22 protein-coding genes are annotated in these 23,804 nt (G+C 66.7%); 5 read left to right on the top strand and 17 right to left on the bottom strand.

What is annotated here, in order from left to right:
• The first annotated feature begins 2 nt into the window (after positions 1–2).
• Positions 3–764, top strand: coding sequence for a 3-oxoacyl-ACP reductase FabG (gene fabG / locus KIH31_RS05250; RefSeq protein WP_214426021.1), 762 nt, complete (start codon positions 3–5; stop codon positions 762–764).
• Between the two features lie 552 nt (positions 765–1,316).
• Here the strand turns inward: fabG and KIH31_RS05245 are convergent.
• Both KIH31_RS05245 and KIH31_RS05240 read right to left on the bottom strand, forming a co-directional pair.
• Positions 1,317–2,963 (bottom strand): metallophosphoesterase family protein, encoded by a 1,647-nt coding sequence (locus KIH31_RS05245; protein ID WP_214426020.1) that lies wholly within the window; start codon positions 2,961–2,963, stop codon positions 1,317–1,319.
• A 132-nt stretch (positions 2,964–3,095) separates the two neighbouring features.
• Positions 3,096–4,229: an alkaline phosphatase family protein gene (locus tag KIH31_RS05240; RefSeq protein ID WP_214426019.1), complete on the bottom strand. Its 1,134-nt coding sequence runs from the start codon at positions 4,227–4,229 to the stop codon at positions 3,096–3,098.
• 261 nt (positions 4,230–4,490) lie between these two features.
• On the opposite strand from KIH31_RS05240, the gene tatA reads away from it, so the two are divergent.
• Positions 4,491–4,760: a Sec-independent protein translocase subunit TatA gene (gene tatA, locus KIH31_RS05235; protein WP_214426018.1), complete on the top strand. Its 270-nt coding sequence runs from the start codon at positions 4,491–4,493 to the stop codon at positions 4,758–4,760.
• 71 nt (positions 4,761–4,831) lie between these two features.
• The gene (locus tag KIH31_RS05230) at positions 4,832–5,206 is read left to right on the top strand and encodes a twin-arginine translocase TatA/TatE family subunit (RefSeq protein WP_214426017.1); all 375 of its coding nucleotides are present in this window, start codon (positions 4,832–4,834) and stop codon (positions 5,204–5,206) included.
• Between the two features lie 202 nt (positions 5,207–5,408).
• Here KIH31_RS05230 and KIH31_RS05225 read toward each other — a convergent pair whose 3' ends face one another.
• The 8 genes from KIH31_RS05225 to KIH31_RS05190 form a co-directional block, all read right to left on the bottom strand.
• Entirely contained in the window at positions 5,409–6,410 is a 1,002-nt protein-coding gene (locus KIH31_RS05225; RefSeq protein WP_214426016.1) for a putative zinc-binding metallopeptidase, read from the bottom strand.
• A 9-nt stretch (positions 6,411–6,419) separates the two neighbouring features.
• Entirely contained in the window at positions 6,420–8,471 is a 2,052-nt protein-coding gene (locus tag KIH31_RS05220; RefSeq protein WP_250545490.1) for a bifunctional polysaccharide deacetylase/glycosyltransferase family 2 protein, read from the bottom strand.
• A gap of 976 nt (positions 8,472–9,447) precedes the next feature.
• Complete coding sequence (locus KIH31_RS05215; protein ID WP_214426014.1) at positions 9,448–10,068, bottom strand: maleylpyruvate isomerase family mycothiol-dependent enzyme; 621 nt, start codon at positions 10,066–10,068, stop codon at positions 9,448–9,450.
• On the bottom strand, positions 10,065–10,508 hold the full coding sequence (locus KIH31_RS05210; RefSeq protein ID WP_214426013.1) for an SRPBCC domain-containing protein: 444 nt from the start codon (positions 10,506–10,508) through the stop codon (positions 10,065–10,067). The genes KIH31_RS05215 and KIH31_RS05210 overlap by 4 nt, the downstream gene beginning before the upstream one ends.
• Entirely contained in the window at positions 10,501–10,857 is a 357-nt protein-coding gene (locus KIH31_RS05205; RefSeq protein WP_214426012.1) for a helix-turn-helix transcriptional regulator, read from the bottom strand. Before KIH31_RS05205 ends, KIH31_RS05210 begins: the two co-directional genes overlap by 8 nt.
• 295 nt (positions 10,858–11,152) lie before the next feature.
• Positions 11,153–12,082: a matrixin family metalloprotease gene (locus tag KIH31_RS05200; protein WP_214426011.1), complete on the bottom strand. Its 930-nt coding sequence runs from the start codon at positions 12,080–12,082 to the stop codon at positions 11,153–11,155.
• 278 nt (positions 12,083–12,360) lie between these two features.
• Complete coding sequence (locus KIH31_RS05195; RefSeq protein ID WP_214426010.1) at positions 12,361–13,443, bottom strand: DUF1648 domain-containing protein; 1,083 nt, start codon at positions 13,441–13,443, stop codon at positions 12,361–12,363.
• Positions 13,440–13,832, bottom strand: a complete 393-nt coding sequence (locus tag KIH31_RS05190) for a GntR family transcriptional regulator (protein ID WP_214426009.1) — start codon at positions 13,830–13,832, stop codon at positions 13,440–13,442. Before KIH31_RS05190 ends, KIH31_RS05195 begins: the two co-directional genes overlap by 4 nt.
• 428 nt (positions 13,833–14,260) lie before the next feature.
• On the opposite strand from KIH31_RS05190, the gene KIH31_RS05185 reads away from it, so the two are divergent.
• Positions 14,261–14,446 (top strand): hypothetical protein, encoded by a 186-nt coding sequence (locus KIH31_RS05185; RefSeq protein ID WP_214426008.1) that lies wholly within the window; start codon positions 14,261–14,263, stop codon positions 14,444–14,446.
• A gap of 176 nt (positions 14,447–14,622) precedes the next feature.
• On the opposite strand, the gene KIH31_RS05180 is transcribed toward KIH31_RS05185, so the two are convergent.
• Positions 14,623–15,501, bottom strand: a complete 879-nt coding sequence (locus KIH31_RS05180; protein WP_214426007.1) for an undecaprenyl-diphosphate phosphatase — start codon at positions 15,499–15,501, stop codon at positions 14,623–14,625.
• A 106-nt stretch (positions 15,502–15,607) separates the two neighbouring features.
• Positions 15,608–16,933 carry an MFS transporter gene (locus KIH31_RS05175; protein WP_214426006.1) on the bottom strand — a complete coding sequence of 442 codons (1,326 nt, stop codon included), beginning with the start codon at positions 16,931–16,933 and terminating at the stop codon, positions 15,608–15,610.
• 215 nt (positions 16,934–17,148) lie between these two features.
• Here KIH31_RS05175 and KIH31_RS05170 point away from each other — a divergent pair, with 215 nt between their 5' ends.
• Positions 17,149–18,204: a DNA polymerase IV gene (locus KIH31_RS05170; RefSeq protein WP_214426250.1), complete on the top strand. Its 1,056-nt coding sequence runs from the start codon at positions 17,149–17,151 to the stop codon at positions 18,202–18,204.
• A 41-nt stretch (positions 18,205–18,245) separates the two neighbouring features.
• Here the strand turns inward: KIH31_RS05170 and KIH31_RS05165 are convergent, their stop codons facing one another.
• The 5 genes from KIH31_RS05165 to KIH31_RS05145 form a co-directional block, all read right to left on the bottom strand.
• Entirely contained in the window at positions 18,246–19,037 is a 792-nt protein-coding gene (locus KIH31_RS05165) for an isocitrate lyase/phosphoenolpyruvate mutase family protein (protein ID WP_250545488.1), read from the bottom strand.
• Positions 19,034–20,266, bottom strand: coding sequence for a non-homologous end-joining DNA ligase (gene ligD, locus KIH31_RS05160; RefSeq protein ID WP_214426005.1), 1,233 nt, complete (start codon positions 20,264–20,266; stop codon positions 19,034–19,036). The genes KIH31_RS05165 and ligD overlap by 4 nt, the downstream gene beginning before the upstream one ends.
• A 94-nt stretch (positions 20,267–20,360) precedes the next feature.
• Complete coding sequence (locus KIH31_RS05155) at positions 20,361–21,920, bottom strand: long-chain fatty acid--CoA ligase (protein WP_214426004.1); 1,560 nt, start codon at positions 21,918–21,920, stop codon at positions 20,361–20,363.
• A 4-nt stretch (positions 21,921–21,924) separates the two neighbouring features.
• Positions 21,925–23,277, bottom strand: coding sequence for an MFS transporter (locus KIH31_RS05150; RefSeq protein WP_214426003.1), 1,353 nt, complete (start codon positions 23,275–23,277; stop codon positions 21,925–21,927).
• A 44-nt stretch (positions 23,278–23,321) separates the two neighbouring features.
• The gene (locus KIH31_RS05145) at positions 23,322–23,777 is read right to left on the bottom strand and encodes a MaoC family dehydratase (RefSeq protein WP_214426002.1); all 456 of its coding nucleotides are present in this window, start codon (positions 23,775–23,777) and stop codon (positions 23,322–23,324) included.
• Positions 23,778–23,804: the final 27 nt, after the last annotated feature.

Here is a 23,804-nt window from a genome sequence, read left to right as displayed (position 1 = left end):
CAATGTCACAACGCGTACTTATCACCGCCGGAGCCAACGGGATCGGCCTGGCCACCGCCAAGGCCTTCACTGCCGTCGGCGCCCAGGTCCACATCGCCGACATCGACGCCTCCGCCGTCAAGGCCGTCACCGGCGAATTCGAGAACATCACCGGATCCGTCACAGACGTCAGCAATCCTGACGCCGTCGCCTCCCTGTTCGCTGATGTCGGGAAAAAACTCGGCGGGCTGGACGTGCTGGTCAACAACGCCGGCGTCGCCGGCCCCACGGCCCCGGTAGAGGAATACGACGCCGCCGCGTTCGCCGCCGTCGTCGGCGTGAACCTTCAGGGGACATTCAATGTGACCCAGCAGGCCATCCCGCTGCTAAAGAAATCCGATGCCGCGTCCATCATCACCATGTCCTCCCTGGCCGGACGCTTCGGGTACCCCAACCGGGTTGCCTACTCCACCACGAAGTGGGGCCTGGTCGGCTTCGCCAAAACCCTCGCCATGGAGCTTGGCCCGTTCGGCATCACCTCGAACACCATCCGCCCGGGTGCCGTGGACGGCCCCCGCATCATGAGCGTCTTCGAAGGCCGCGCTTCCGTCTCCGGCCGCAGCGTCCAGGAAGAAATCAACTCCGCGATGGCCAACCAGTCCGTGAAGAAGTTCATCAACCCGGACGACATCGCCGCCCTGATCCTGTTCCTCGCAGGCCCGCACGCCCGCACCATCTCCGGCCAGATGTTCCCCATCGATGCCGACTCCAAGGCCGCCGTCTAAGCGCTGCCCTGACCACCGCACACCCCCCAGCCACAAATATGAACGCCCCTCCAAGCTGTCCCGCCGGGCGGCCAGCGCTGGTAGCGCACTAGGATGTGCTCACGTTGCGCATTGTCGTTTTCGGCCGTCAAGTCGCGCCGGACTGTAAGCACCATCCCGGCTGCCGTGCCTGCGAAAAGGCGGGTTTCTCTGCAGGCGGCTCCTTTTGCGCACTCTCTGCTTGTTTTCGACACCGGTAGTGGACCTGCTTGTGGCTCGAACCTGCCTCTGAACTACCCCTTCTGAGCGCGTGGACAATGTCCACACTTTTCGTCGCGGACTGCCTCGTAATGCCTTTGGACTGCTCCGGATTCCGCATGTTTGCGCGGCTCTCCAGTGTTTTCAAGGCCGGGAATGCAGTTCGAGTCCCACCTCGGGCACAATACATTCGCAGGAGGCGACGACTGGGCGGTCCAGCTGCAGCTTTTGTAGCTGGACCGCCCATTTCCTGGAATCAAGCACCGATACTTGCAGCCAGATCAACGCCGCTTCAGGTTCTGGTCGGGCGCGAAGTCAGCCTTTGCGGCCGTGGTTGTTCCGGGCTCCCATTCCTTCGGCAGCGTCAGTGCGCGGCCGCTGCAGTGTGAAGGATTCGAAGGCGGCGAGCTGGCCCTCGGGACCGAGGACGTTGTAGTACGTCACCTGCAGCTTCGTTGTCCCGCCGGGCTCGCTCCCTGGGTCGACCGTAAAAGCTGCGAATCCGTAGGAGTTCGCCGCGTCCCGTTTCGCCGACCACGGTGCGTCCTCCTGGATGTAGACCGCTGGCCGCTTGTTGGTTGCGGGGTTGACCGGACCGACGGCCGTGATGACCCGGCACGACGGCGGGTTGTAGAACAGTTCGTTGGAGGGCACGGAGGTGCCGCCCCCGCCGAGCACCATGTGTACGGTTCCCTTGGTCGTGTCGATGACGTCGGAGCGGGTGTCGGCCGGAACGGGCGTCAGCGTAGCGTTGGACTGCTGGCCGCGGATGGGGTGGGAGCGTTCGTAGTGGTGTTCGTGGCCGCAGACGACCAGATCGACGCCGTACTTGTCGAACAGCGGCACCCACTCCTGCCGGACGCCCAGGTCTGCGCCGTTGAAGGACCCTGCGGTGCTGATGACGACCTGGTGCATGCAGACCACCACCCAGTCGACGTTCTTGTCGGAGCGTGCTGCGGCCAGTTCCTTCTCCAGCCACGCCTTCTGCGCGCCTTGGGAGTAGCCGCGCACGTAGCTGTTGCCGCCGTCCTGCAGGCAGACGTCGTCGTTGGCCAGGCTGATCACACGCACGGACCCTGCGGTGAAGGAGTACCAGAGGCCGCGGGTGACATCGGTCTGTCCCGGCTGTTCGGGAACGGAGAAGTGGGTCTGGTAGGCAGCGTATCCGATCGGTCCGTTGCCGAGCTCGTTCTCGTGGTTTCCCGCGGCGGGCATCCAGGGTCGGTGGCGTGCGCTCCGGGTGTTGTTCTCCCAGAAATCGCTCCAGGTGCGCACCCGGTTCTCGGACAGGTTCGCGTAGCACAGGTCGCCGTTGAACAGGTGGAAAAGGGGCTGGATGCGTTCGACGCCGGCGGGCATGTCGCCTGCGGCGGGTGAGCCAAGGTTGTCGTTGACCCACGGCGGGTTAGCGATCGTCACGCCCGCCGGCGGGGCGTACTTTTTGCCCAGTGTCGGGGTGCCTTGGTCGCCGAAGCTGGTGAAGGTGAACGCCTCCCGGCCGCGGGGACCGGTACGGAAGGAGCCGAATTCCGGGTGGGCGCCGTCGTGGACGGCGGCGTAGAGGTAGTCATGGGAGGCAGCCAGCCCCGTGAGCTTCGCGTGGTATGCGTACACGATCTGGCCGGATTTGGCGTCCGTGTAGCTGGTTTCCACGGCGTTGTGGCTTCTGCGGTAGCTTCCGTCCCTCTCGCCGAGCAATGCCCGAGCGTTCCGCACCGGCTGGAGGGCGTGCCATGACACCACGACTTCACTGGAAGCGTCGGTGCCGAACTGCAGGTGCAATCCGTTCACGACCGGTGTGGTCACAGGGTCGCCTACCGCGTCCGGCAGTTCCGAGGATTTGTCCGCGGCCGAGGCCGGCGCTGCTCCCGCAAGGGCGGCGGCGGCACCGGCGGCGCCTGCTGCTGTGAAGAAACCGCGGCGCGAAAGGCCCTGCCGGAATATCTGTTTGTCATCATTCATGCCAGCACCATGCCTCCGGCAACAGGCGGCCGGATGACGGCCAGGCATGTCTGCGGCTTCCGGCAGGTGAACACATGGTGACGCGAGCGACAGCGGCCGAGCCAACAAGGCCGTGTCAACAAGTGGGTCGGTTCAGGGCTTCGTGGTTGTGAGGGGAACATCGTCCGGCGGCGGGAGCACACCTCCTCCGCGCAGCACCACCGGGGGCACCGGTTGTGATGCCGTGGCGGCCGGCGGGGGCAGCGGGTTGGGTCTGCGGGGTGGTTGTGGAGGGTCCGGGAGGGTGATCGGCGCGCCGAGGGCGGGAGGCGCCGGGTTATGGCGGGCCGGATCGATCAGGTCCGCCAGCCCCGGGTTGTTGTCGACGCGGTCCACGCCCAGTTTGGGCAGTCCGAGCAGCTGCATCACGGTTTTGGGGATGCCGGCGTGGTTGGACCAGCGGCTGTCGATGCCGGGCTTGACGGCGCCGCCGAACATGATCAGCGGCACCCTCGGGCCGTAGGCGAGCTGGACGCCGTCGGGGGTGTGTTCGACGTTCGGGGTGGCAACGTGGTCATCCCAGCCGCCCCAGTCGTCCCAGGTGAGCAGGAATACCGTCTCGTCCCAGCCCCCGGCCGTGACGACGGCGTCGACGCTTTCCCGGATCTTGTTCATCCCGATGGTGACGTCGGCGGCGGGGTGTTCATCCTCGGGGGCATCGTGCCAGAGATAAGTCAGCGGCGGCAGTTTCCCGGCGGCGGCGTCCGCGGTGAACTGTGCGTTGGGGATCAGGTTCGGGGAGCCGTGGAGTTGCTTGTAGAACCCGGCCGGGTAGTTGTTGGTGCCGGTGTAGCAGGCCCACCCGATTCCGTTGTCGGCTGCCAGGCCCGGAACTGAGGGCATGTCCCACAATGGCGGCGGCTGGGTCCTGGAGGGGTTGCGCAGGGTGGGGGATTGGCCGCCGAGGATCAGCAGGTGGTTGGGGGTGGAGTTGGTGCCGAAGCCGCTGCAGTGGTTTTCCAGGAACGCCCCGGTCAGCGCCAGGTAGGCGTAGAACGGGAGCACTGCCGCGGTGTCGAACTGGGTGCGGGTCGCCGTGTGCTCTCCGGTGAGCCAGCGGTAGTAGGCGTGCCGGTCGTGGGGCTGGTCCGCGGCGGGCGGGTTGGCCTGGACGGGCCAGTCAGTTGCGACGTTGGCCCCGTACGGTGCCAGGCCCCGAAAGTAGTTGTCCGTGGTGTGGTTTTCCTGGACCATGACCACGACCTGCTTGACCCTGCTGTTTGGCATGACGTCCCTCGTTTCCTCCCGGATGGGCCGGGCGTGACTCGGTCATCCACGACACTATCCCCGCCACCGGAACCACGTAACACCCCGGCGGTTTTTGGCGCGTTCCCAGCCCCGGTTTGGGAGTTGTTGGCCGGTTCGTTGATTTCCGTTCAGTCCGCATGGCGAGAATCGGTCAGCGGACCGATCGCGCACGACCGTGTGGCCGGCCCGTGTCCCATCACGCCCGGGCAGGTTTGCGGGCTCCACCGAAAGGAGGCCCCCGTGGGCCGTCTCTTTGAATCCCCTTGGCCGATCATCGTCATCGTCGTCGTGGCACTGTTGCTTTTCGGAGCACCGAAACTGCCTGGCATTGCGCGCAGCCTTGGCCAGTCCATGCGGATTTTCAAATCCGAGGTCAAGCAGATGCGGCACGAGCCGGACCGGCCAGCTGCCTCTCACCAGGCGGAAAGCGCGGACGTTTCTGAGCCGGCAGCGGAAGGCAGCCCCGCCCCTGCGCCTGCACAGGCGGCGCGGCCGGAGCCTACTCGTTAAGGTTTTCGGGGCGCGTCCCAAGGTTGGGGACGTACATTGCTCAGGAACTGGTAGGAAAGGGAGGTGCGGCGGTGTTCGGAATCGATGCCGAGAAGTTCTTCGTGCTGTTGATTATCGGAGCCCTCGTGATCGGCCCGACGAAGCTGCCCGAGTACGCGGCGAAGCTCGGGCAGTTGGTGCGCGAAGTGCGCCGGATGGCCAACGGTGCCCAGCAGCAACTCAAGGAGGAGCTCGGCCCCGACTTCGAGGACGTTGACTGGCGCAGGCTCGACCCCCGCCAATACGACCCGCGCCGCATCATCCGCGATGCCCTCACGGACCAGGAACCTTCCGCGGGCGGCGGATCGACGCCCGACCCAGAGGCGGCGGCCAGCCTTGAACCGGGGACTCCTGCGGCGCGGCTCGCTCCCGGCACTGCCGCCCCCTACGACACGGAAGCCACGTAGGTACCGACGTCACCGTGCCCCTCCGAGCGCGACGAATCTCTCCGGTCCTACGCGCGGACCCGGGCGGCCGGGACGCAAGCCGAGTCCGGGATGCTGCGGGTTGTCCAGGCCCTCAACCCAACCCGGAGTCGAACGCCGGTTTGCGGTCAGCGTTCGAGTAAACTAGACCCTCGCGGGCAGAGTGGTTCCGCGGAATCTCTTATTAGCCGCCGGCCGTCGCCGATTCGGTGCGCAGTCCGTGGACGAACTCAAGCTTGTCGATCACGACGGGGGAGAGGATGAAGGGGTAGAGGTCCTCTTTGCCCATGCTGCGGTTCACCTGGTTCAGGGCGATCGCTAACGGCAGCCATTCGTTCTCCACGACCTCTCGGAAGGAGCGGCGTCCCGGGGCGGATGCGATAAGCCCGAATTCCCGGGCGGTGTCGAGGGTGTCGCAAATGTGGAGGTAGTGGGCGAACGACTCTGCAAAGTCCTCGTAGGGATGCATGGTGGCGTACTTCGAGATGAAGCGTTCGTTCCAGTCCGCCGGAGCGCCTTCGCTGTAGTGGCGGTCTATCTCCGCCTGGTAATCCTTGGTGTCGTCGCCGAAGAGCCGGCGTGCCTCGCGCGTGCGTGAGTCATCGCTGAAAACGAGCACCGTCTCGAAATAGTGGCCTACTTCGTGCCGGAAGTGGCCGAGCATCGTGCGGTAGGGCTCGTCGAGCTGGGCGCGCATCCTTTCCCGGTAGGCGTCGTCGCTTTCGGCCAGATTGATGGTGATGAGGCCGTTCGCGTGTCCGATCAGCACCTTCTCCTTGACGCTGGACAACAGGTCGAAGGCAAGGCCCCCGTCGGGGTCTTCGGCACGCGTGACGATGGGCAAGCCCAGTTCGTCGAGCTCGGCGACCAGGTGGCGCTTGGCCTGCTCCGCGGCATGGAACTGCGAAAGGCCTTTGGCGTCGTTGTCGTTCGGTCGGGTTCGCGTGAGGTCACAGCTGAAACACTGGCCGCCACTTTCCGCCGCAAGCCAGTTGCAGCCGGAAAGCGACGCATTGGCGCACCGGTGCCAACTGGTTCCGGACGCGTCGGTGTGCCGTCCCTGGCTGTCGGTCGCCACGATGGCGCGCGAGGGACGCAGGTAGGCAAGGCCGGTCCCGCAGTGCAAACAGGTTGAATTGTCGAAATACACGGCAGAGCCGCAGACACTGCAGGATTGTTTTTTCACCTCCTGATCCTACGCGCGGACCCGGGCGGCCGGGACGCGCAGGCTGCCGTACCTTTCCATTCGGTGCCATCGCAGGTGAACACCGGCCAGGGCAGTGACCACCGACTGGATGACGACCAGATACATGAGCTGCCGGTAGACAAACTGCTGAAGCGGAAGCGTCCACAGCGGGCGAAGCCGTTCACTGTCCAGGCGGAACGCGTAGGCAGCCATGAGGAACTGAAGGAGAAGGAAAACGAGCCAGAGTACCCCGATCCGGACTGGATCAAGGAAGATCAAGCCGTAGATGGCGAAGACGTCCACCACCGGTGCGAACAGTGGCAGCAACACCTGCAGTACGAGCAGGTAGCCGAGGCCGCGCCGCCCCAGCTTGCCGGCGGCCCCGCCTTGAAGCACCGCGCCGCGGTGCTTCCACATGGCCTGCAGCGTGCCATAGCACCAACGGTAGCGCTGCTTCCAGAGCGCCCCGAGGCTCTCGGGCGCCTCCGTCCAGGCCCTCGCGTTGTCCTGGTACACAACGCGCCAGCCGTCGCGGCACAGCGACATGGTCAAGTCCGTGTCCTCGGCAAGGGTGTCATCGCTGACGCCGCCGACACGGAGGAGGGCATCCCGGCGGAAGGCGCCAATGGCCCCGGGAACGGTCGGCATGCACTCCGCGACGTCGAACAGCCTGCGGTCCAAGTTGAAGCCGACGACGTACTCGATGTGCTGCCAGGCTCCGAGGATCCCTCCGCGGTTCGCGATTTTCGCGTTCCCCGAAATCGCGCCCACCACTGGGTCGGCGAAGGGCTGGATGAGGGCATGAACCGTCTCCGGTTCGAAGACTGTGTCACCGTCGACCATCACCACGATCTCGTGGCTGGCGGCAACAAGCCCGGCGTTCAAGGCGGACGGCTTGCCGCCGTTCTCCTTTCGGATGAGTATGACGCCGGGTAAGCCAAGCGCTTCCACGATGTCCGCGGTACCGTCGGTCGACCCGTCGTCGACCACGATGATCTCCACAGGGTGGGTCGAAGCGGCGATGGAGCGAACAGCGGCTTCGATGCCGGCGGACTCGTTGTAAGCGGGGACGATGACGCTGACCGGCTCGGTAATCTCCTGGCGGACCGGCACATCCACCCGGCGTCGGCGGCGGCCGGCCGCCTGCGAGCGGCGTGACGCTCTCCTGTGGCGCGCCGCGAACCCCACCACGAGCAAGGCCCGGATGACTGTCACGGCCCCCGCCGCGACGAGCGCCCACGAGATGGCGGTGATGACGAAGTCGCTGAGCCGGATTCCCCACACGAACGCGGTTCCGCTGAGCTGCTCTCCAGCTGATGCGTCCCGCATGCTCTTGATTCCGACCGCGTCGCCCACCGTGGTGACCTTGAACCCTTGGTGAGCGAACTTCGTGAGGGCGGAGTCGAGCGCGGCGACCGTCTGGTGGCGGTCCCCGCCGCCGTCGTGCATCAGGAGGACCTGGCCGTGGGGGCCGGACGGGGTGAGGTTCCGCTCGATCGCGGCGACGCCGGGCGCCTGCCAGTCCTCGCTGTCCTTCGTGGTGAGTACCGTGAGGTAGCCCTGGTCTGCGGCTGTGCGCATCGCTGACCAGGTGCCGTCCCTGACGGCGTCGTTCTCGGAGCTGTACGGCGGCCGCAGGAGCGTTGCGGCGTGGCCGGTGATGCCCGCGATGGTCTGCTGGTCCCCCTGCACCTCGAGTCGCTGGCGCCAGGGTGGGACACTTCCAAGGTCGGCGTGGGTCAGGGTATGGACGCCGATCTCATTGCCATCAGCAAGGATGCGGCGGACGAGATCGGGATTATCGATGGCGGCCGAACCGACTACGAAAAACGTGGCATGGACATGGTGCTTCCGGAGGACATCGAGGATCCGGGGCGTCCAGACGGGATCCGGGCCGTCGTCGAATGTCAGCGCCAGTGTGTGGTCCGCGGGGGAGACCGTGCGGACGGCTCCGCCCCGAGCGTCGACCACCGGGCCGCCGCGGGAGACCGAAGCCGGGACAGTCCCGGAGGAGCCTCCGCCGGGGACTGAGTCATCGGCAATCCCAGCCAGGTGATGCATGTATCCCTGCACGGCGAGGGCGACCCCCAGCGCAAACAGGACGGCCGTGAGGATGAACCAATGGGCCCTTACGCTGGCGGGAACAGCGGCCTTGCCCGGGCGGCGGACCCTCACGGGTGCGGCGGGGTCGACGGTCGTGTGGCCTGCCCTGGCGCTGTTCCGCTCCTGCCCGGCGCCGTCGGCGCCGTGCTCGTGGCGGGGGCGGGGGCAGCCGCGACGGGCTGCCTTGCGGCAGCATTCGTCGGCGGTGCTGCCGGAACGGCCGACGCCGGAGCAGCCGGGGCCGGGGCAGCACCCACCGGGGCCCGGAAAGCGGGCGCCGGGGCTTGCGTTGCGGTCACGGGCGCCCGGAAAGCGGCTGGCCCTGCGGGGCCGGCCGGGCGGGGTTGGCTGGCTTGGAGCCCGGATGCGGGGGAAACCGGTGCCGACGGCGACGGGCGGTCGCGGGCCGCCGGAGCGCCGGGCAGCGGTAGGAAAGGCGCGGCCACATTGGAGCCGCCGAGGAATGCCACCAGCAAGAGGATGACATATCCAGCCACGAGCCCGAGGGCCCCGAGGCCGATAAGTTTGACCCGCCGCAGGCGCCGACCTGAGGCATCAACAAAGACCGGCCCACGCGGGGATTCGGACCGCCTCTGATCGGGCGATTCGTCAAGAGCTACCATCGGGCATCAATCGTAGTTGCTTCAGTCGCTGATCCCTAAACTCACCGCCGCGCACGCCCGGCCTGCAGCCCGAATATCGCCGCGGGCGTTGACGAACACCTCTGACTGCCACGTTTCAGGGAGGCAATCTTGCCCGCAAGGAATGCCGAACCTGGTGGTGCCGACGGCAGGAAGTCCCGCTGATGCGAAGGCCAGTCCGGACCCGACGTCCCAGCCGCTCCGAAGCAGGAGGGGGAGAGGACGCACCGTGGCGAAGATGACGCCGTGCAGTTCGGCCAGCCGGTTCCCGTCGGGGATCGGAAGGATACGGGTCAGTAGACTGTGAACCGGGCGGCAGCCGGGCCTTGGAGGGCGGCGGCGGGCAGCCTGCGATCCATAAGGACCATGAGCAGATGTCGTGCAGGGCCGCGGAGCGGTTGGCCGTGCCCGAATGACCAGTCCAGGTCGTCGGCCTCGAGCCGGACGTCTGTGAGGTCCACTCCGAAGTGCTTCAGGCTCAACGGGCCGGTGGCATGATGTAGGACGATACGCAGGGCGGGCTCACTGACCGGATGCTCAATGCCTAACGGAATGGTGATGTCCAGACCGTGGACGGTGTCGTGGGTGAGCGCACCTTCGAGGCCGCCACCCGGCGGCTTCCACCGTGTGCTCTCGTGGGTGCGCCATGCGTCGAGGAGCGCGCCGGTCGGAGCCAGGGCGTCTCGGCGGGCGACCCGGTCGGCCATCCGCGCGAAGCTGCCCCGCGAACGGATCATCTCGCCTGCGAACCGCGGCGCGGAAAAGCGCAGGGGCATGATCATGTGTGCGACGACCTCACGCGCCCGCCATCCGGCGCATAGCGAGGGGGCGTTCCAGTCCTGCTCGGAGAGGGCGGCGAGTACGTCAGTGAAAGCCCTCCGCCCAGCGACGATGGTCGGCATCAGATCGGTCATCGACCTGCACCTGTCAGTTCGGCCAGGTGGGCGGAGAACCGATCGAGGGACGTGAGGAATCCGGCTTGCGCGCCGGGATCCATCATCGGCGCCGGCACGTTGGTCTGTTCGATGTCGACCCGGGTGCGGCCGTCGCCGAGTTCGATGAAGGTGATGGTCACGGTCATCCCTGAATGGTCTTCGATCCAGGACAATCGCTCCGGCGCCCTCACCTCAAGGTAACGAGCGCTCGTGGGGTAGGTGCTGCCGTCGGCGTCGTTGACCATGACGGTCGTGAAGGCTCCGCCGGCTCGGGCGTCGACGGTGATGGTGTCCAGTGGTGTGCTGACTCCGATGGGGCCCCAGAATTGGGCTAGATGCTCCGGCTCGATCATGCAGCTGAAGACAAGTTGCCGCGGCGCGTTGAAGACTCGGGTAAAGCGCAGGACCTGCTCAATCATGGTGATCTCCGTTCAAGGGTGCTTGCAGGGCGCGGAGGTGGTCGTCGAGTTTGTCGAAGCGTTCCGACCACAGGCGGCGGTTCTCCTCGATCCAGTCGGCGGCGACGTCGAGGGCCTGTCTCTCCAGATGGCACGGGCGAAACTGTGCCCGGCGGTGGCGGCTAATCAGTCCCGAGCGTTCGAGCACCTTCAGATGCCTGGAAATGCCCGGCAGGCTCAGCGCGAACGGCTCGGCCAACTCATTGACAGTCGCATCCCCGACGGCGAGCCGGGCCAGAATCGCCCGGCGGGTCGGATCGGCAAGTGCGGCGAACGTCGCGTCGAGCCGTTCACCCAGTGCTGCCGTCATAGGACTCTCCGGGGTGTTCTCATGGCTTTATTTAACCAAACAGTTAATTAACCGTCAAGCAAAATACTCAGGTAGTTTGGCTTCGCAGTCAGCTCACCGGCCGGGGTAAGTCGTTTAGAAGGATCTCGACGTGCCGTTTAGCGCCCGCCCCGCAGATCCCCATCGGGGCCGCGGAAGCCGAGGCCGGCGCCGAGGAGACCACACCTGCCCGAACACCTGGTCAGAGGGACACCGGCGCAGCGGAAGCTCACCGATACGGGCCGGCTTGCAGCCTGTATACCGCGGGGCGCAGTGCTTAGAGGTCCGGTTCGCAGGGGCCCTGGCCGAGTTGAGCCAGGCCCGTGAGGTCGCCGGTGTTGTAGGCGAGCCGACCCGCTCCGGATTCGGGGTACATGAGCTGTGCGGGGTCGGTGGTGTGGTCCAGACCCACCAGGTGCCCGAGTTCGTGTTCGATGACGGCTTGGACGGCGGCCGGACCTTGCCGGGCTTCCTGGGCCGTCAGGCCGGCGGCGTTCAGTTTCATTTGCCCGGTGACATACACCCACGGGTGGCCGTTGGCTGCGGCGTCCGAGCTGCCGGTGAGCCCGAGGACGGTGTGCTCGCTGTACCCGTAAGCCGTGGGCGTAGTCGTCGTTTTGAAGCTCGGTTCTTCCCGGATGGTGTCCCACGTGATCAGGACGGGAGCCCACCTGTCCCCGTAGCGGGCCTTTTGAAACATCTGCCGCTGCTTGGAGGGCCCTTCGATGGTGGACCCGTCGTCGATGAACCGCAGCCCCGTGGCCCGCGAGAGCCTGGCGAACGCTGCCTGCAGCAGTGCCGGCCCGTCAGCTGGCTCATTGGCAGCCCGGACCACGTAATGCACCGGGCGGCACGGGTCATAGGCCACGAACCGTTGGGTGGGGCTGCTCAGCAGGAACTTGTAGGAGGCGCTGCGGGCGGAGAGTGCCTCGGGGCGACCAAGGGGTGCGGGTGCTTCCCCGTATCCGGGTGTCGGGAAGGCGCCGCCGCGCGGAACTGAGGCGGGGGAGGGAACAGCATCGTGCGCATGGATGGCCGACTGCGGAGAGGGCGCGGGCCCCGCCTGTGGCGCCCGGGCGGTCGCTGCGGGCTGACCCCAGCGCGTGGGGGTCCGCACGGCGGACTGGGGGTGGGCCGTGAGCCCGTCGATCAGCGGGTACCCGAAATAGATGGCGGTACCCAGTACAGCGGCGCCTGCGAGGCTCATGGCAATTCTTCGGCCGGTGCCCCCGCCGCGGGGTGCGGGGGTGGTGGGCTCCGGGCTGTCCTCGCTCACAGGGCGACCGGCATCGGCTGCATGGCCGGGCATGGCGCCGTGCCGGCGAAGCAAGCGTCAGCGCCGTCGAACGCACAGCGCGGCCGCGGGCGATCCGCCTGCTGGAGAAAGCGTGACACGGGGCTCCTGAACTACGGTGGCGACGGCGATAGACGCCGGTGGGCAAGTGCTCGCCCTTATTATGCGGCACAGCGGGCTGCTTGGAGGGCTCAGCGCTCGAAGCGGAGGGTGAGGAGCAAGCCGACGAGCGCGACGATGCCGGCCAGGAGCATCGCGGCCCTCGGATTGGCGAAGTTGAGCGTCCAGCCCAAGCCGAAGCGGCGCGGGACCAGCAGTGCATGGTCTTCGCGGTTGGCGTAGAACAGGCCGCCGCGCCAGTACCTGTCGTCGTCGCGGTGGGTCAGGCCGGTGTCGTGTTCGCCCTCGTCCTGCTCACGGTTGTTCCTGGCCAGGACCACGACGGCGACAGCAACCGCGGTCAGGACCGGGAGCACGATGACCAGCGGCGCCCAGGGCGTGGTGGTTCCGGTCCACATCAGCGCGGATGAGCCCAGCATCCCCAGGTCGATCATCGCAGCCAGCCCGAGCAGGGCCTTCGCGCTCAGCGACGTGTAGCGGCGGTGCCAGCGTGCGGAGGCTGCCGGCCGGGCCGGGTCGAGGTCGGGGCGGCCGTGGACGATGGCTGCCGCGATTCCTGCGAGTAACCCGGTGACGCCGAGCTGCACGAACACCAGGGAGAAGGCCGTGCTGACTGATTTGACGGCAAACCGGTCGGCTGTGCCCTTCGCGCCGTGGTTCACGGTGAGGATCCCGGGCATTGAGGGGTAGCTGAGCACGCCGATGACCACGGTGGCGGCCGTGAGAATCACCGCCGGCAACAGCCAGAGCCAGGGAAACCGCGGCGGGTCGGTGCGCAGCCCGGTGTCCACCGCGATCCCCTGGTGCAGGCCCTCGTACCAACCTCCGGCGGCCTTCGCGGTGCGGATCTCGTGGTTGGCCAGGAAGAAGCAGCCGTACCAGACACCGACAAGCACCAGGACCGAGAGCGGAAGCAGCAGCGTCTCGCCGGTCACACCGTACAGGGCGACGCCGAGCGCGGCAGCGAGGATCCCGCTGATGAGTACCCGCCGGCGGTAGATACGGGTTTGTTTGGCCACCGCCGGATCGTCGGCATGAGTGGCCGGTACCCGGACACCGAAGGGCACGGTGGGACTGTTGATCGAAGGCAGCACCAGGGCGAGCACAAGCACCAGCGCCAGCAATGCAGAACTCAGAACGATAGCAAGGGTCATGGCGTGTCCTCCCGGTGTGTGCTGGCGAAGGAATCGAGCACGGACCGGCAGGTAGCGAGCACTTCGTCGGCCGACAGTCCTCTGGCCACCGCCTCGGCCAGCAAGGTCCGGGCCCTCGCCGTCCAATCGGCCGCGAACGGCGGGTCCGCGGCGGAGGCGGCGACCACGGCTCCGGTTTTCCGGTTGAGCCGGATCAGACCCTCCTTGCGCAGGAGGTCATACGCCTTGTTGACGGTATGGAAGTTGATGCCGAAATCGGCGGCGAGCGTCCTGATGGGCGGCAGCGAGCTGCCCTCGGCAAGCTCGCCGTCAGCGATTGCTTCCACGACCTGGTCCCGAAGCTGCTGGTAGATCGGCACCGCGCTGGCCAGATCGATGTTGAGGATCATCTACAACATGTCTCCCGCTCTTGATCTATAAGTTATAGAACAAAGGGCCGACGACGGCAATGCTCCGCTCAGCCGGTTGCCCCCATCGGCGGCTTCCCGCGCGAGGGTCCGCTTCTCGCGGGCTCATTCGAGCGGTGCAGGGCTAGAATTGTCGAAGGGGATAAGCCGTGGAGCGGGGTTTGCTGATGCAGGTACAGAATCAACTGAGGACCTGGTCGGCGGGCGATTATCCGCTGGAGGCAGCGACTGAGCTGCTGTTGCGCGGGTTTGGGGGGCGTTTCGCCGATACGTCCCGGGGGTGGATCATGCGGGACCGAATGGGCCGCTATGTAGTGGATTTTGCGTCCATCCCCGCTGGTATTTCATCCCTGACGGAGGGCGAACAAGGATTCCTTCGTATCGCATCCTCGTTGGGGGAGGGGGGACCCGTGCAGTTGAGCGAGGTGCTCCCCGGGATGGACCCCAGGAACATCATGCTCATCCTTGCCGCCGTCGCACATGCGGCCGGGACCCACGCGGACACCGACTTCCGGGTGGATCAGGAGGGACGAATGCATGTTGGTGCTGACCCGTCCCTGTACCCGTGGCCCAACCCGCAGCAGCGGGATCTGTAGTTCCGCAGCGTTGCGCTGACGCACCTGCCAACCCTGCATATGGGAGTGGGCAGGTGCAACGCTGCTGCACACCTACCCATCGACCATCCTACTTGACGAATTAATGAAACCGTCAATAGGTAAGGGAAATAAGACTCGCCAGGCCTTCGCTAGGGCCGCGGGCGCACCTGGGGGTTCTAGATCCCGAGGAGCATGAGGACGGTGTAGAGGACCCCTCCGATGACGCAGTAAACGGCGAAGGGGGTGAGGGTCCGTGTTTCGAAGAAGCGCAGCAGGAACTTGGTCGAGAACCATGCCGCGACCGCGGAGCAGACCGCGCCCACGAGGAAGCTGCCGCGCTCGGCCGCCATCGAGGAGCTGAGCAGTTCGGGAAGTTTCAGTGCGGCCGCGGCTCCGATCACGGGTGTGGCCAGCAGGAAGCTGAAGCGGGCCGCGCTTTCGTTGTTCAGCCCGGAGAGCAGGCCTCCGACCATGGAGGAACCGGACCGTGAGATGCCGGGGATGAGTGCGGCGGCCTGGGCGGTCCCGACACCGACGGCCTGCTTGAAGGAAAGCTCAGCGATCTGCGCGTCCGGTGATCCTCCCTCGGCCACCCGCCGCGCGTGCAGGCGTGCCTGTCGGGAGCGCAGGCGTTCGGCGGCGAGGAGGATCAGGCCGTTGACGATGAGCATGCCGGCGGCCAGCAGGGGGGAGGCGAACAGGGCCCGGATCGGCTTTTCGAGAAGCAGGCCCAGGATTCCGGCCGGGACGGTACCGATGATGAGCAGCCAGCCGAGCTTGGCGTAGGTGTCCGAGGGGGCGATTTTGCGGTCGCGGATCGACCTGCCCAACCCTTTGAAGATTTCGATCCAGTCCTTGAGGAAGAAGAGGAACAGGACCAGGGCGGTGGCGAGGTGGGTGGCGATGAGGAAGGTCAGGAACGCCGGCGCGTTCTGGTCCAGGTTCCATCCGAAAAGTCGGGGAAGGATGACGCTGTGGCCAAGACTGGAGATCGGGAAGAGTTCGGTGATGCCCTGGATGAGGCCGAGGACGGCTGCCTGAAAGGTGTTAAGCACACCCAGACCCTACCAACCGCGCCTTCGAAAGAGCCTGAAGGGACCAGTCCGCGGCTTTTCGCGGTCTGATCCCTTCAGTCCTTTACGGGATTGGAGGCAATTCCGGTTAGTGCGTCGGCCGGGGCTGCGCCACTTCCGGTTCCGCTGCTTCCGTGACCGGCCGGTCCCCGCCGCGCCGGAGGGTGAGCATGACCAGGCCCGCTGCAAGCAGGCAGGCCGCCAGGAAGACGGACATTGCCATGAAGCTTCCGTTGGTGAGGTCCTGCAGGAAGCCGCCGACGTAGGGTCCGACGAAGCCGCCGAGGTTGCCGACCGCGTTGATCAGTCCCATGGCAGTGCCTGCGACCGCGACGGGCATGGCGCGGGACGCGGAAGCCCAGAAGGGACCGTCGTAGGCCAGCGCACCTGCCATGGCGATGCTGATGAAGACCACGGCGATGATGGGCATCGAGTTTCCGGTTGCCACCGAGATGACCAGGGCGACGGCGCCGATGGCCATGGAGAGCAGTACGTGCCTGGAGTAGCGGCCGGTTTTGTCGGCTGCCTTGGCGTTGTACCAAAGACCGACCATCGCCAGGATGTAGGGGATGGCTGTAACGAATCCGACCTCCAGGGGTGATCCGCCGGTGATGGTCTTCACGACCTTCGGAAGCCAGATGTTCAGGCCATAGAACCCGATCTGGATCAGGAAGTAGACGAGCGTCAAACGCCACACGACGGAGTTGGAGAACACGTGCTTGATGCTGACGTGCTCCTTCGCCGGGTGCGCGGCGCGGTCGGCGGCGAGACCTTCCTCGATGTAGGCGCGCTCCTCCGGCGAGCACCACTTGGCGGTGCGGGGGTGGTCGGCGACGAACAGCCACCAGATGGGCGCGGCGATGACGAACGGGAAGATGCCCTCGATGATGAAGAGCCAGCGCCAGTCGGAGAAGGAGAGGATCCAGCCCGAGAGGGGTGCGGTGATGATGGAGGCGATGGCGATGTTCATCATCCAGAAGGCGTAGGCGCGGGCGCGTTCCGCCTCGGGGAACCAGTGGCTGATGAGTACCAGGATTGCCGGCCAGATGCCGGCTTCGGCGACCCCGAGGAAGAAACGAACGATGAGCAGCTGCTCGAAGTTCTGCACGAACCCGGAAAGCACCGCGAGAACGCCCCACACCAGCACCATGATGCCGACGAACTTCTTGGCGCTCCAACGCTCGGCCAGGTAGCCGCCCGGAATCTGGAGCGTCAGGTATCCGATGAAGAAGATGCCGGCGGCGAGGCCTTGCTGGGCCGCGTCGATGCCGAGATCCTTGTGCAGTCCGTTCAGGGCGAACCCGATGTTGGTTCTATCCATGAACGAGATGATGTAAACGATGATCGCGACCGGTATCAGGCGCGTCCAGCGCTTCCTCCCGACCTGCGAGGCTGCATGAGCCACATTGGTCATGACTACTCCTATTTCCTATAGGACGAATTAAGTATGTTTTTATCCCCCTGAGGGAAGGTACATATGATCTGGGTCACTGTCAACAATCCGGTTACCGTGTCGCGTGCAGGAGGCTCCGGTGCGCCGGCAGGTTGCCGCCAACACTGAGGCGCAGCAGGGGAGCCCTTGGGCCCCTTTTTTTGGGGCAGACTGGTGTCGTGAGCGGAAGCCGGTGGGTGCTGCACGTCGATCTCGACCAGTTCATCGCGGCGGTCGAGGTGCTGCGGCGCCCCGAGCTTGCGGGCAAGCCGATCATCATCGGCGGTCGGGGCGACCCGGCGGAACGAGCGGTGGTGTCCACCGCATCCTATGAAGCCAGGGCATTCGGCGTCGGCTCCGGGATGCCCTTGCGCATTGCGGCACGGAAAGTGCCCGACGCCGTCATCCTGCCCGTCGATCAGGAGGCTTACCTCGCGGCGTCTGAAACAGTGATGGCCACCCTGCGGGCGCAGCCCGGTGCCACCGTGCAGGTGCTGGGTTGGGATGAGGCCTTTGTCGGCGTCGAGACGGAGAGTCCCGAAGCCTACGCCCGGCAGCTCCAGGCCGCCGTCCTGGAGCGGACGCACCTTCATTGCAGCGTGGGGATCGGCGACACCCTCGTCCGTGCCAAGGTCGCGACCGGCTTCGGGAAGCCGGCCGGCGTCTTTCGCCTTACTGCCGGGAACTGGCTCGATGTCATGGGCGGACGGCCCACCAAGGACCTGTGGGGCGTCGGAGTCAAGGTGTCCGCCCGGCTTGCCAAACTCGGCATTCGCACAGTGGCCGAGCTTGCGGCAGCCGACCCCCAGGAGCTGGTCCCGGAGTTCGGCCCCAGGATGGGCCCTTGGTACGCGGAGCTTGGACGAGGGGAGGGCGCCAGCGTTGTGGACGATACCCCGTGGGTTGCCCGCGGGCACAGCCGGGAAACCACCTTCCAGCGCGACCTGACCGAGCCGGCCCAGCTGGACGACGCCGTGCGGGAGCTGACAGCGCGTGTGCTTGAGGACGTTGTGGCCGAAGGGCGGCCCGTGGTTGGGCTCACTCTCAAGGTTCGGTACGCGCCGTTCCTCACCAAGACACACGCGAGGAAGATACCCGAGACATTCGACCGCGGCGAGATCCTCGAACAGGTGCTGGGCCTTGCAGCCGGAATCGAGCCGGGCCGCCCGGTCCGGCTCCTGGGCCTGCGCGCCGAAATGGCCATGCCCGACGACGCGCGGAAGGGACACACGCCAACGCGCGGTGGCTGGTGACGGCGTCGACGCTTCGTTGCCGTCGGCGTCGGCGTCGTCGCTCAAGCGTTGCTGGAATCCCTGAATGCCTCGAGGCGCGATTGCATCTCCCAGTACGAGGTGGCGGCAGGCGTCTGTTTGCCCTCGCGCAGGGCACTGACTACGTTCACCGCGGCGTCGACCGACGCCCGGTACGGCAGGGAGCCGGAACTTACCCGCCGGACCCCCAGCTCGCCCAGTTCGGCGACGGTCAGCGACGGATGTGCCAGTACGTTGACCGGCAGCGCAGTGCCCGCGGCGATGGTCCTGATGTCCGAAGGATCCACCAGTCCGGGGACAAATGTCCCGTCAGCCCCTGCGTCGGCGTAGACTCCGGCTCGGTGCAGGACGGCCTCGACGGTGGCCTGCTCTTTGAACCAGATGTTGTCCACCCGCGCGTTGATGAACACCTCCGGGCAGCGGCGCTTGACGGCGGCAATCTTGGCCGCGAGAACTGACGGATCGACGAGGTGCCCGTCCTTGCTGTCCTCCAGATTGACCCCGGCTACGCCGATGGCCGCCAGCTGGGCGACGTAGTCCGCGACCTCGGCGGAATCGTCGGAGTAACCGTCCTCGATGTCTGCCGTGACGTGGACGGGGAGGCGGCACAGCTGCGGCAACAGAGCGGCGGTGGCCGCCTTGCTGTACCCGCCGCCGTCGGGCATCCCCGCGCTTGCTGAAATGCCGAAGCTCGTGGTGCCGACGGCAGGGAATCCCGCTTCCGCAAACGCCAGACCCGATCCAACGTCCCAGGCATTGGGTAGCACCAGGGGGTACCCGGTGTAGTGGAGTTCCTGGAAAGTCGCCATGGTCATTCCCTTCCTGCAAACCTGCCGGCCCACGGGTCGTAGTCGGCAACGAGCTCCTCCTGCGGCGGCCGCTCCGCTTCGGGAACGTGCTGCAGGTTCACCCGAACCCGGTACCAGAGCGAACTCGATCCGCGCATCCCGTCCACGAGGACATCGGCGGGGCTCAGGGCCGGGACGACGTCAGCGTGCCGCTTCTTCCACTCCTCAAGTGCCGCGAGAGCCTCCGGCTTGGTCTTGGTGCGGGCCACCTCGATGAGCGGCATGACCGACTGTCGGCGGCCGTCGGTGCCACCGCGGGGCGGCTTTTCCGCCGGGCCGAGCTCTTCGGTGAGAGCGAGGAGGCCGTCGAGTTTCCCGACGGCGTCGTCAATCCCGCCGTGCGGGTCGCCGATGGCTGCGAAGCGTTCAAGCACCGTGGGCACAGTGAACTGCTCCGGCCGGGTGGAACGGACTTCGTCCCAGGTGAGCGGCGTCGAGACGCGGGCGTCGGGCACGGCCCTGATCGAGTACGCCGAGGCGACGGTGCGGTCCTTCGCGTTCTGGTTGAAGTCCACGAACACGCTCTCGCCGCGCTCCTCCTTCCACCACCGCGCCGTCGCGAGACCCGGAGCGCGGTTCTCGACCTCGCGGGCGAGCGTCTCGGCGGCGAGCCGAACGTCGCGGTAGGACCACTGCGGCGCGATGCGCACCAGGATGTGGAGCCCCCGCGACCCGCTCGTCTTCGGCCACCCCACCAGGCCGACGTCGTCGAGCACCTCCCGCGCGACGTAGGCGACGTCGACGATCTGCGACCAGTCGACGCCCGGCATCGGATCGAGGTCCACCCGGAGTTCGTCGGGGTGCTCGAGGTCCTCGGCGCGCACCGGGTGCGGGTTGAGGTCCAGGCAGCCGAGGTTCACCACCCAGGCCAGGCCCGCCGCGTTCCGGATGACTGCCTCCTCGGCCGAGGTCCCCGAGGCGTAATGCAGCGTGGCGGTCTCGATGAACCCGGGGTGGTTCTCCGGCACGCGCTTCTGAAAGAACGGCTCGGCGTCAATGCCCTTCGGGAAGCGCTTGAGGACCATCGGCCGGCCGCCTGCGCCACGCAGCGCACCGTCCGCGACGGCGAGGTAGTAGCGCACAAGGTCCAGCTTGGTGAGCCCGGGCTCGGGGAAGACGATTTTGTCCGGACTCGAGATGCGCACCTCGGTCCCGTCAACGTCGAGGACTTCGGCCGGGGTCTTCGAGGGGCTCATGCCGTCACGCTAGCAACGAACGCAGGCCCCGGCCAGAAGCAGTTACCGGGCGCGCAGGTGCCGGCTGCCCGTGACGAACAGCCGGCACCGCGCCTCAGGACCGCCGGCCCGCCTCCTGGCGCAGGTCCGATTTGCGGATCTTGCCGCTGGCGGTCCTCGGCATTTCGTCCACGAACACCACGGACTTCGGGATCTTGTAGCGGGCGAGCCGGCCGGCGAGGTGGGTCCTGATGTCCTCCTCGGTGACGTGCATGCCGTCCCGCAGCACCACCACCGCGCGCGGCACTTCGCCCCACTTTTCGTCCGGCACGCCGATGACGGCGACGCTGCCGACGGCCTCGAGTTCGGTGATGGCCTGCTCGACCTCCGCCGGGTAGATGTTCTCGCCGCCGGAGATGATCATGTCCTTGATCCGGTCCGAGACGAAGACGAACCCGTCGTCGTCCTTGTAGCCCATGTCCCCGGACTTGAACCAGCCGCCCTCCGCGTAGGAGCCCGCGGTGGCGTCCGGCCGGTTCCAGTAGCCCGGAATGACGTTCGGTCCCTTGATCTGGATTTCACTGACGGTGCCGGGTGCTGCGGTGCCCCCGTCGAGGTCGGCGATCCGCACGTCGGTGAAGAAGTGCGGCAGCCCGGAGGACCCGGCCTTGTCCCGCGACCTTGCGGCGGGCAGGGTGGTGGCGCCCGGGGCGGTCTCGGTCATGCCGTAGCCGTTGGAGAACCGCAGCCCGCGCGCCTCGTACGCCTCCAGTACCCGCATGGGCACCGCCGAGCCGCCGCAGGTGAGCTTGTTCAGCGAACTGATGTCCGTGGTGGGCCACGCGGGGTGCTCCGCGAGCATCTGGAAGGTGGTGGGCACTCCGCTGATGGTCGTCGCCCGGTGCCGCTGGATGAGTTCGAGCGCGCGGCCCGGCTCGAACCGCGGCTCCAGCACCACCGTCCCGCCCTTGAGCAGGGTGGGCAGCACGCCCATATCCAGGGAGGCGACATGGAACATCGGCGAGATCATCAGCGCCACGTCCGCGGAGGAGAAGTCGAAGTCCACGATGACGTTGATGCAGTTCCACGTGATGTTGCCGTGGGTCAGCAGCGCCCCCTTCGGCCGCCCGGTCGTGCCGGAGGTGTAGAGGATCATGGCGCCGTCGTCGAGCCCCACCGCTTCGTCCACAGGGTCGGCGCTTCCGGAGGCCAGCACGGCCTCGAAGTCCTCCGTGGCGGCAGGTCGCTGTCCCTCGGCTGCCGCTGCACCGGGTCCGGCGTCGTCGACGGCGATGCGGCGCGCGACGGGCGTGGCGGCGGCCCCGCGGACCGCCAGCTCGCCGACGCTCTGCGCATGGATGAGCACCTTCGCTTCGCAGTCCTGGAGCTGGAACTGGATCTCCGGGGGAGCGAGCCGCGTGTTCAGCGGCACGAAGATGGCCCCCAGCTGCCCGCAGGCAAAGAGCGTCTCCAGGAACGACGGGTGGTTGTCCCCGAGGTAGGACACCCTGTCGCCCTTGGCCACGCCGCGGTCCCGGAGGGCGCTGGCCAGGCGCGCGCTCCGGTCCGCCAGCTGCTCGTAGCTGACTTCCTGGTCACCGCTGATGAGTGCCGTTTTGCTGCCGGACTTGGGCCTGCGGCGCTGCAGCCAGGAGCCGATGCCGAAGTTCTCCATGGGGTCAGGACTCCACTGTCAGCAGGTCGTTGTTCTTCGGTTCCCGCGTCAGCAGGATGAACACGATGGACACCACGGACATGACTGCGAGGTAGGTGACCACGGAGGCGGTGTTCTGGCCCGAATCCTTGAAGATCTGGGCGACGATGCCCGGGGTGAAGCCGGCGCCAAGCAGGGTCGCCAGCTGGTAGCCCAGCGAGGCGCCGGTGTAGCGGGAGGTGGTGCCGAACTGCTCCGAGACGAAGGCGGCCAGGGGCCCGAAGAGGGTGGAGTGGATCATCAGGCCGACCGTGAAGGCGACGAAGACCAGGGCGATGTTGTTGGAGCCGAGCATCGCGAACATGGGGGTGAGGTAGAGGATGAACAGCACCAGGGCGCCGATCATCACCGGACGCCGCCCCAGCCTGTCCGAAAGCCGGCCGCCGAGGATGACGAACACGATGGAGACAAGCGACGCCCCCGCGAACGCGTACAGCACCCCCTGGCGGTCAGCTCCCCTGGAGACCGCGTAGGTGACGGAGAAGGTGGCGAGGACCACCTGGAGGGCGAATCCGGCCGCGCCGGCGAACATGGTGAAGATCAGGGTCCGCGGGCGCCGGAGCACCTGCAGCACCGGCATGGCCGGCCGTCCGGCGCCTTGCCGTTCCGCCGCCGCACGTTCCGCCTTCTCCTGCTCGATCGCTGCCTTGAAGATCGGGCTCTCCGAGACCTTCAGGCGGACGAACATCCCCACGCCGAGCAGGACGAAGGAGAGCAGGAACGGCACGCGCCAGCCCCAGCTGAGGAACTGGCTGTTGGGGAGCGCCGAGAATGCCCCCATGATGAGCGTGCCGAGGACGGCGCCGGTCGGAGCGCCCGCGTTCACAAAGGAGGCCGCGAAGCCGCGTTTGCCGGATTCGGAGTGCTCCAGCGCCATCAGCGCGGCGCCGCCCCACTCGCCGCCGACGGCGATGCCCTGCAGTGCGCGCAGGACCACCAGCAGGACGGCACCCCAGGGGCCGGCCACGGAGGCGTCCGGGACCGCGCCGATCAGCGTGGAGGCGATGCCCATGACCAGCATGGAGATGATCAGCATGCCCTTGCGGCCCATCCGGTCCCCGAAATGGCCGAAGATGACGCCGCCGATGGGGCGTGCCAGGTAGCCGGCGGCGAAGGTGCCGTAGGCGGCCACGACACCGACCCAGTCGTCCATCCCGCTGAAGAAGACCTTGGGGAAGACGACGGCGGCGGCCGTGGCGTAGAGCAGGAAGTCGTAGTACTCAATGGTGCTGCCCAAGTAGCTGGAGGCGATGACGGTGCGCGCTTCTTTGCGACGCTCCGTGGTGCCCAGGGCTTCAAGCTGGGTGGTTCCGGACATGGCTGTTCCTTAGGAGGAGTAAAAGAGCAGGGTTGTTGGGGGAGTTACTTGAGGAAGCGGGCGAGGAATTCGGCCACGACGGCGGGGCGTTCCTGTCCTTCGATTTCGATGGTGCAGACGACCTTGATCTGGGCGCCGCCCATGACCTCGGTGACCTCGGCGATGGCAGCCTGCATGCGGATCCGCGAGCCCACCTTCACGGGGGAGGTGAAGCGGACCTTGTCCAGGCCGTAGTTGATTTTGGTGGTGACGCCCTCGACGTCGAACAGCTCGCCCCAGAAGGGGATGACGAGCGAGAGGGTGAGGAAGCCGTGGGCGATCGTGGCACCGAACGGGCCCTCCTTGGCGCGCTCCGGGTCCACATGGATCCACTGGTCGTCGCCGGTGGCGTCGGCGAACTTGTTGATCTGTTCCTGGGTGATTTCGCGGTACTCGGTGACGCCGAGGTCGGTGCCGGCGAGGGTGAGCAGCTTGTCGAAGTCGACAACGAGGTTAGGCATCTTTGCCTCCTGGTAGGGGGTGGGTGT

Origin of the sequence: Paenarthrobacter sp. DKR-5 (assembly GCF_018531425.1) — a bacterium.
Lineage (GTDB): Bacteria > Actinomycetota > Actinomycetes > Actinomycetales > Micrococcaceae > DKR-5.
The sequence above is the reverse complement of the archived record's forward strand: the minus strand, read 5'-3'. Positions and strand labels throughout refer to the sequence as shown.

What these genes read in the sequence shown, in the direction of transcription:
- fabG (WP_214426021.1), top strand. Translation starts at nt 3, where the DNA reads ATGTCACAACGCGTACTTATCACCGCCGGAGCCAACGGGATCGGCCTG.
- KIH31_RS05245 (WP_214426020.1), bottom strand. Translation starts at nt 2,963, where the DNA reads ATGAATGATGACAAACAGATATTCCGGCAGGGCCTTTCGCGCCGCGGT.
- KIH31_RS05240 (WP_214426019.1), bottom strand. Translation starts at nt 4,229, where the DNA reads ATGCCAAACAGCAGGGTCAAGCAGGTCGTGGTCATGGTCCAGGAAAAC.
- KIH31_RS05220 (WP_250545490.1), bottom strand. Translation starts at nt 8,471, where the DNA reads ATGCATCACCTGGCTGGGATTGCCGATGACTCAGTCCCCGGCGGAGGC.
- KIH31_RS05215 (WP_214426014.1), bottom strand. Translation starts at nt 10,068, where the DNA reads ATGACCGATCTGATGCCGACCATCGTCGCTGGGCGGAGGGCTTTCACT.
- KIH31_RS05210 (WP_214426013.1), bottom strand. Translation starts at nt 10,508, where the DNA reads ATGATTGAGCAGGTCCTGCGCTTTACCCGAGTCTTCAACGCGCCGCGG.
- KIH31_RS05205 (WP_214426012.1), bottom strand. Translation starts at nt 10,857, where the DNA reads ATGACGGCAGCACTGGGTGAACGGCTCGACGCGACGTTCGCCGCACTT.
- KIH31_RS05200 (WP_214426011.1), bottom strand. Translation starts at nt 12,082, where the DNA reads ATGAGCCTCGCAGGCGCCGCTGTACTGGGTACCGCCATCTATTTCGGG.
- KIH31_RS05195 (WP_214426010.1), bottom strand. Translation starts at nt 13,443, where the DNA reads ATGACCCTTGCTATCGTTCTGAGTTCTGCATTGCTGGCGCTGGTGCTT.
- KIH31_RS05190 (WP_214426009.1), bottom strand. Translation starts at nt 13,832, where the DNA reads ATGATCCTCAACATCGATCTGGCCAGCGCGGTGCCGATCTACCAGCAG.
- KIH31_RS05175 (WP_214426006.1), bottom strand. Translation starts at nt 16,933, where the DNA reads ATGACCAATGTGGCTCATGCAGCCTCGCAGGTCGGGAGGAAGCGCTGG.
- KIH31_RS05165 (WP_250545488.1), bottom strand. Translation starts at nt 19,037, where the DNA reads ATGACCATGGCGACTTTCCAGGAACTCCACTACACCGGGTACCCCCTG.
- ligD (WP_214426005.1), bottom strand. Translation starts at nt 20,266, where the DNA reads ATGAGCCCCTCGAAGACCCCGGCCGAAGTCCTCGACGTTGACGGGACC.
- KIH31_RS05155 (WP_214426004.1), bottom strand. Translation starts at nt 21,920, where the DNA reads ATGGAGAACTTCGGCATCGGCTCCTGGCTGCAGCGCCGCAGGCCCAAG.
- KIH31_RS05150 (WP_214426003.1), bottom strand. Translation starts at nt 23,277, where the DNA reads ATGTCCGGAACCACCCAGCTTGAAGCCCTGGGCACCACGGAGCGTCGC.
- KIH31_RS05145 (WP_214426002.1), bottom strand. Translation starts at nt 23,777, where the DNA reads ATGCCTAACCTCGTTGTCGACTTCGACAAGCTGCTCACCCTCGCCGGC.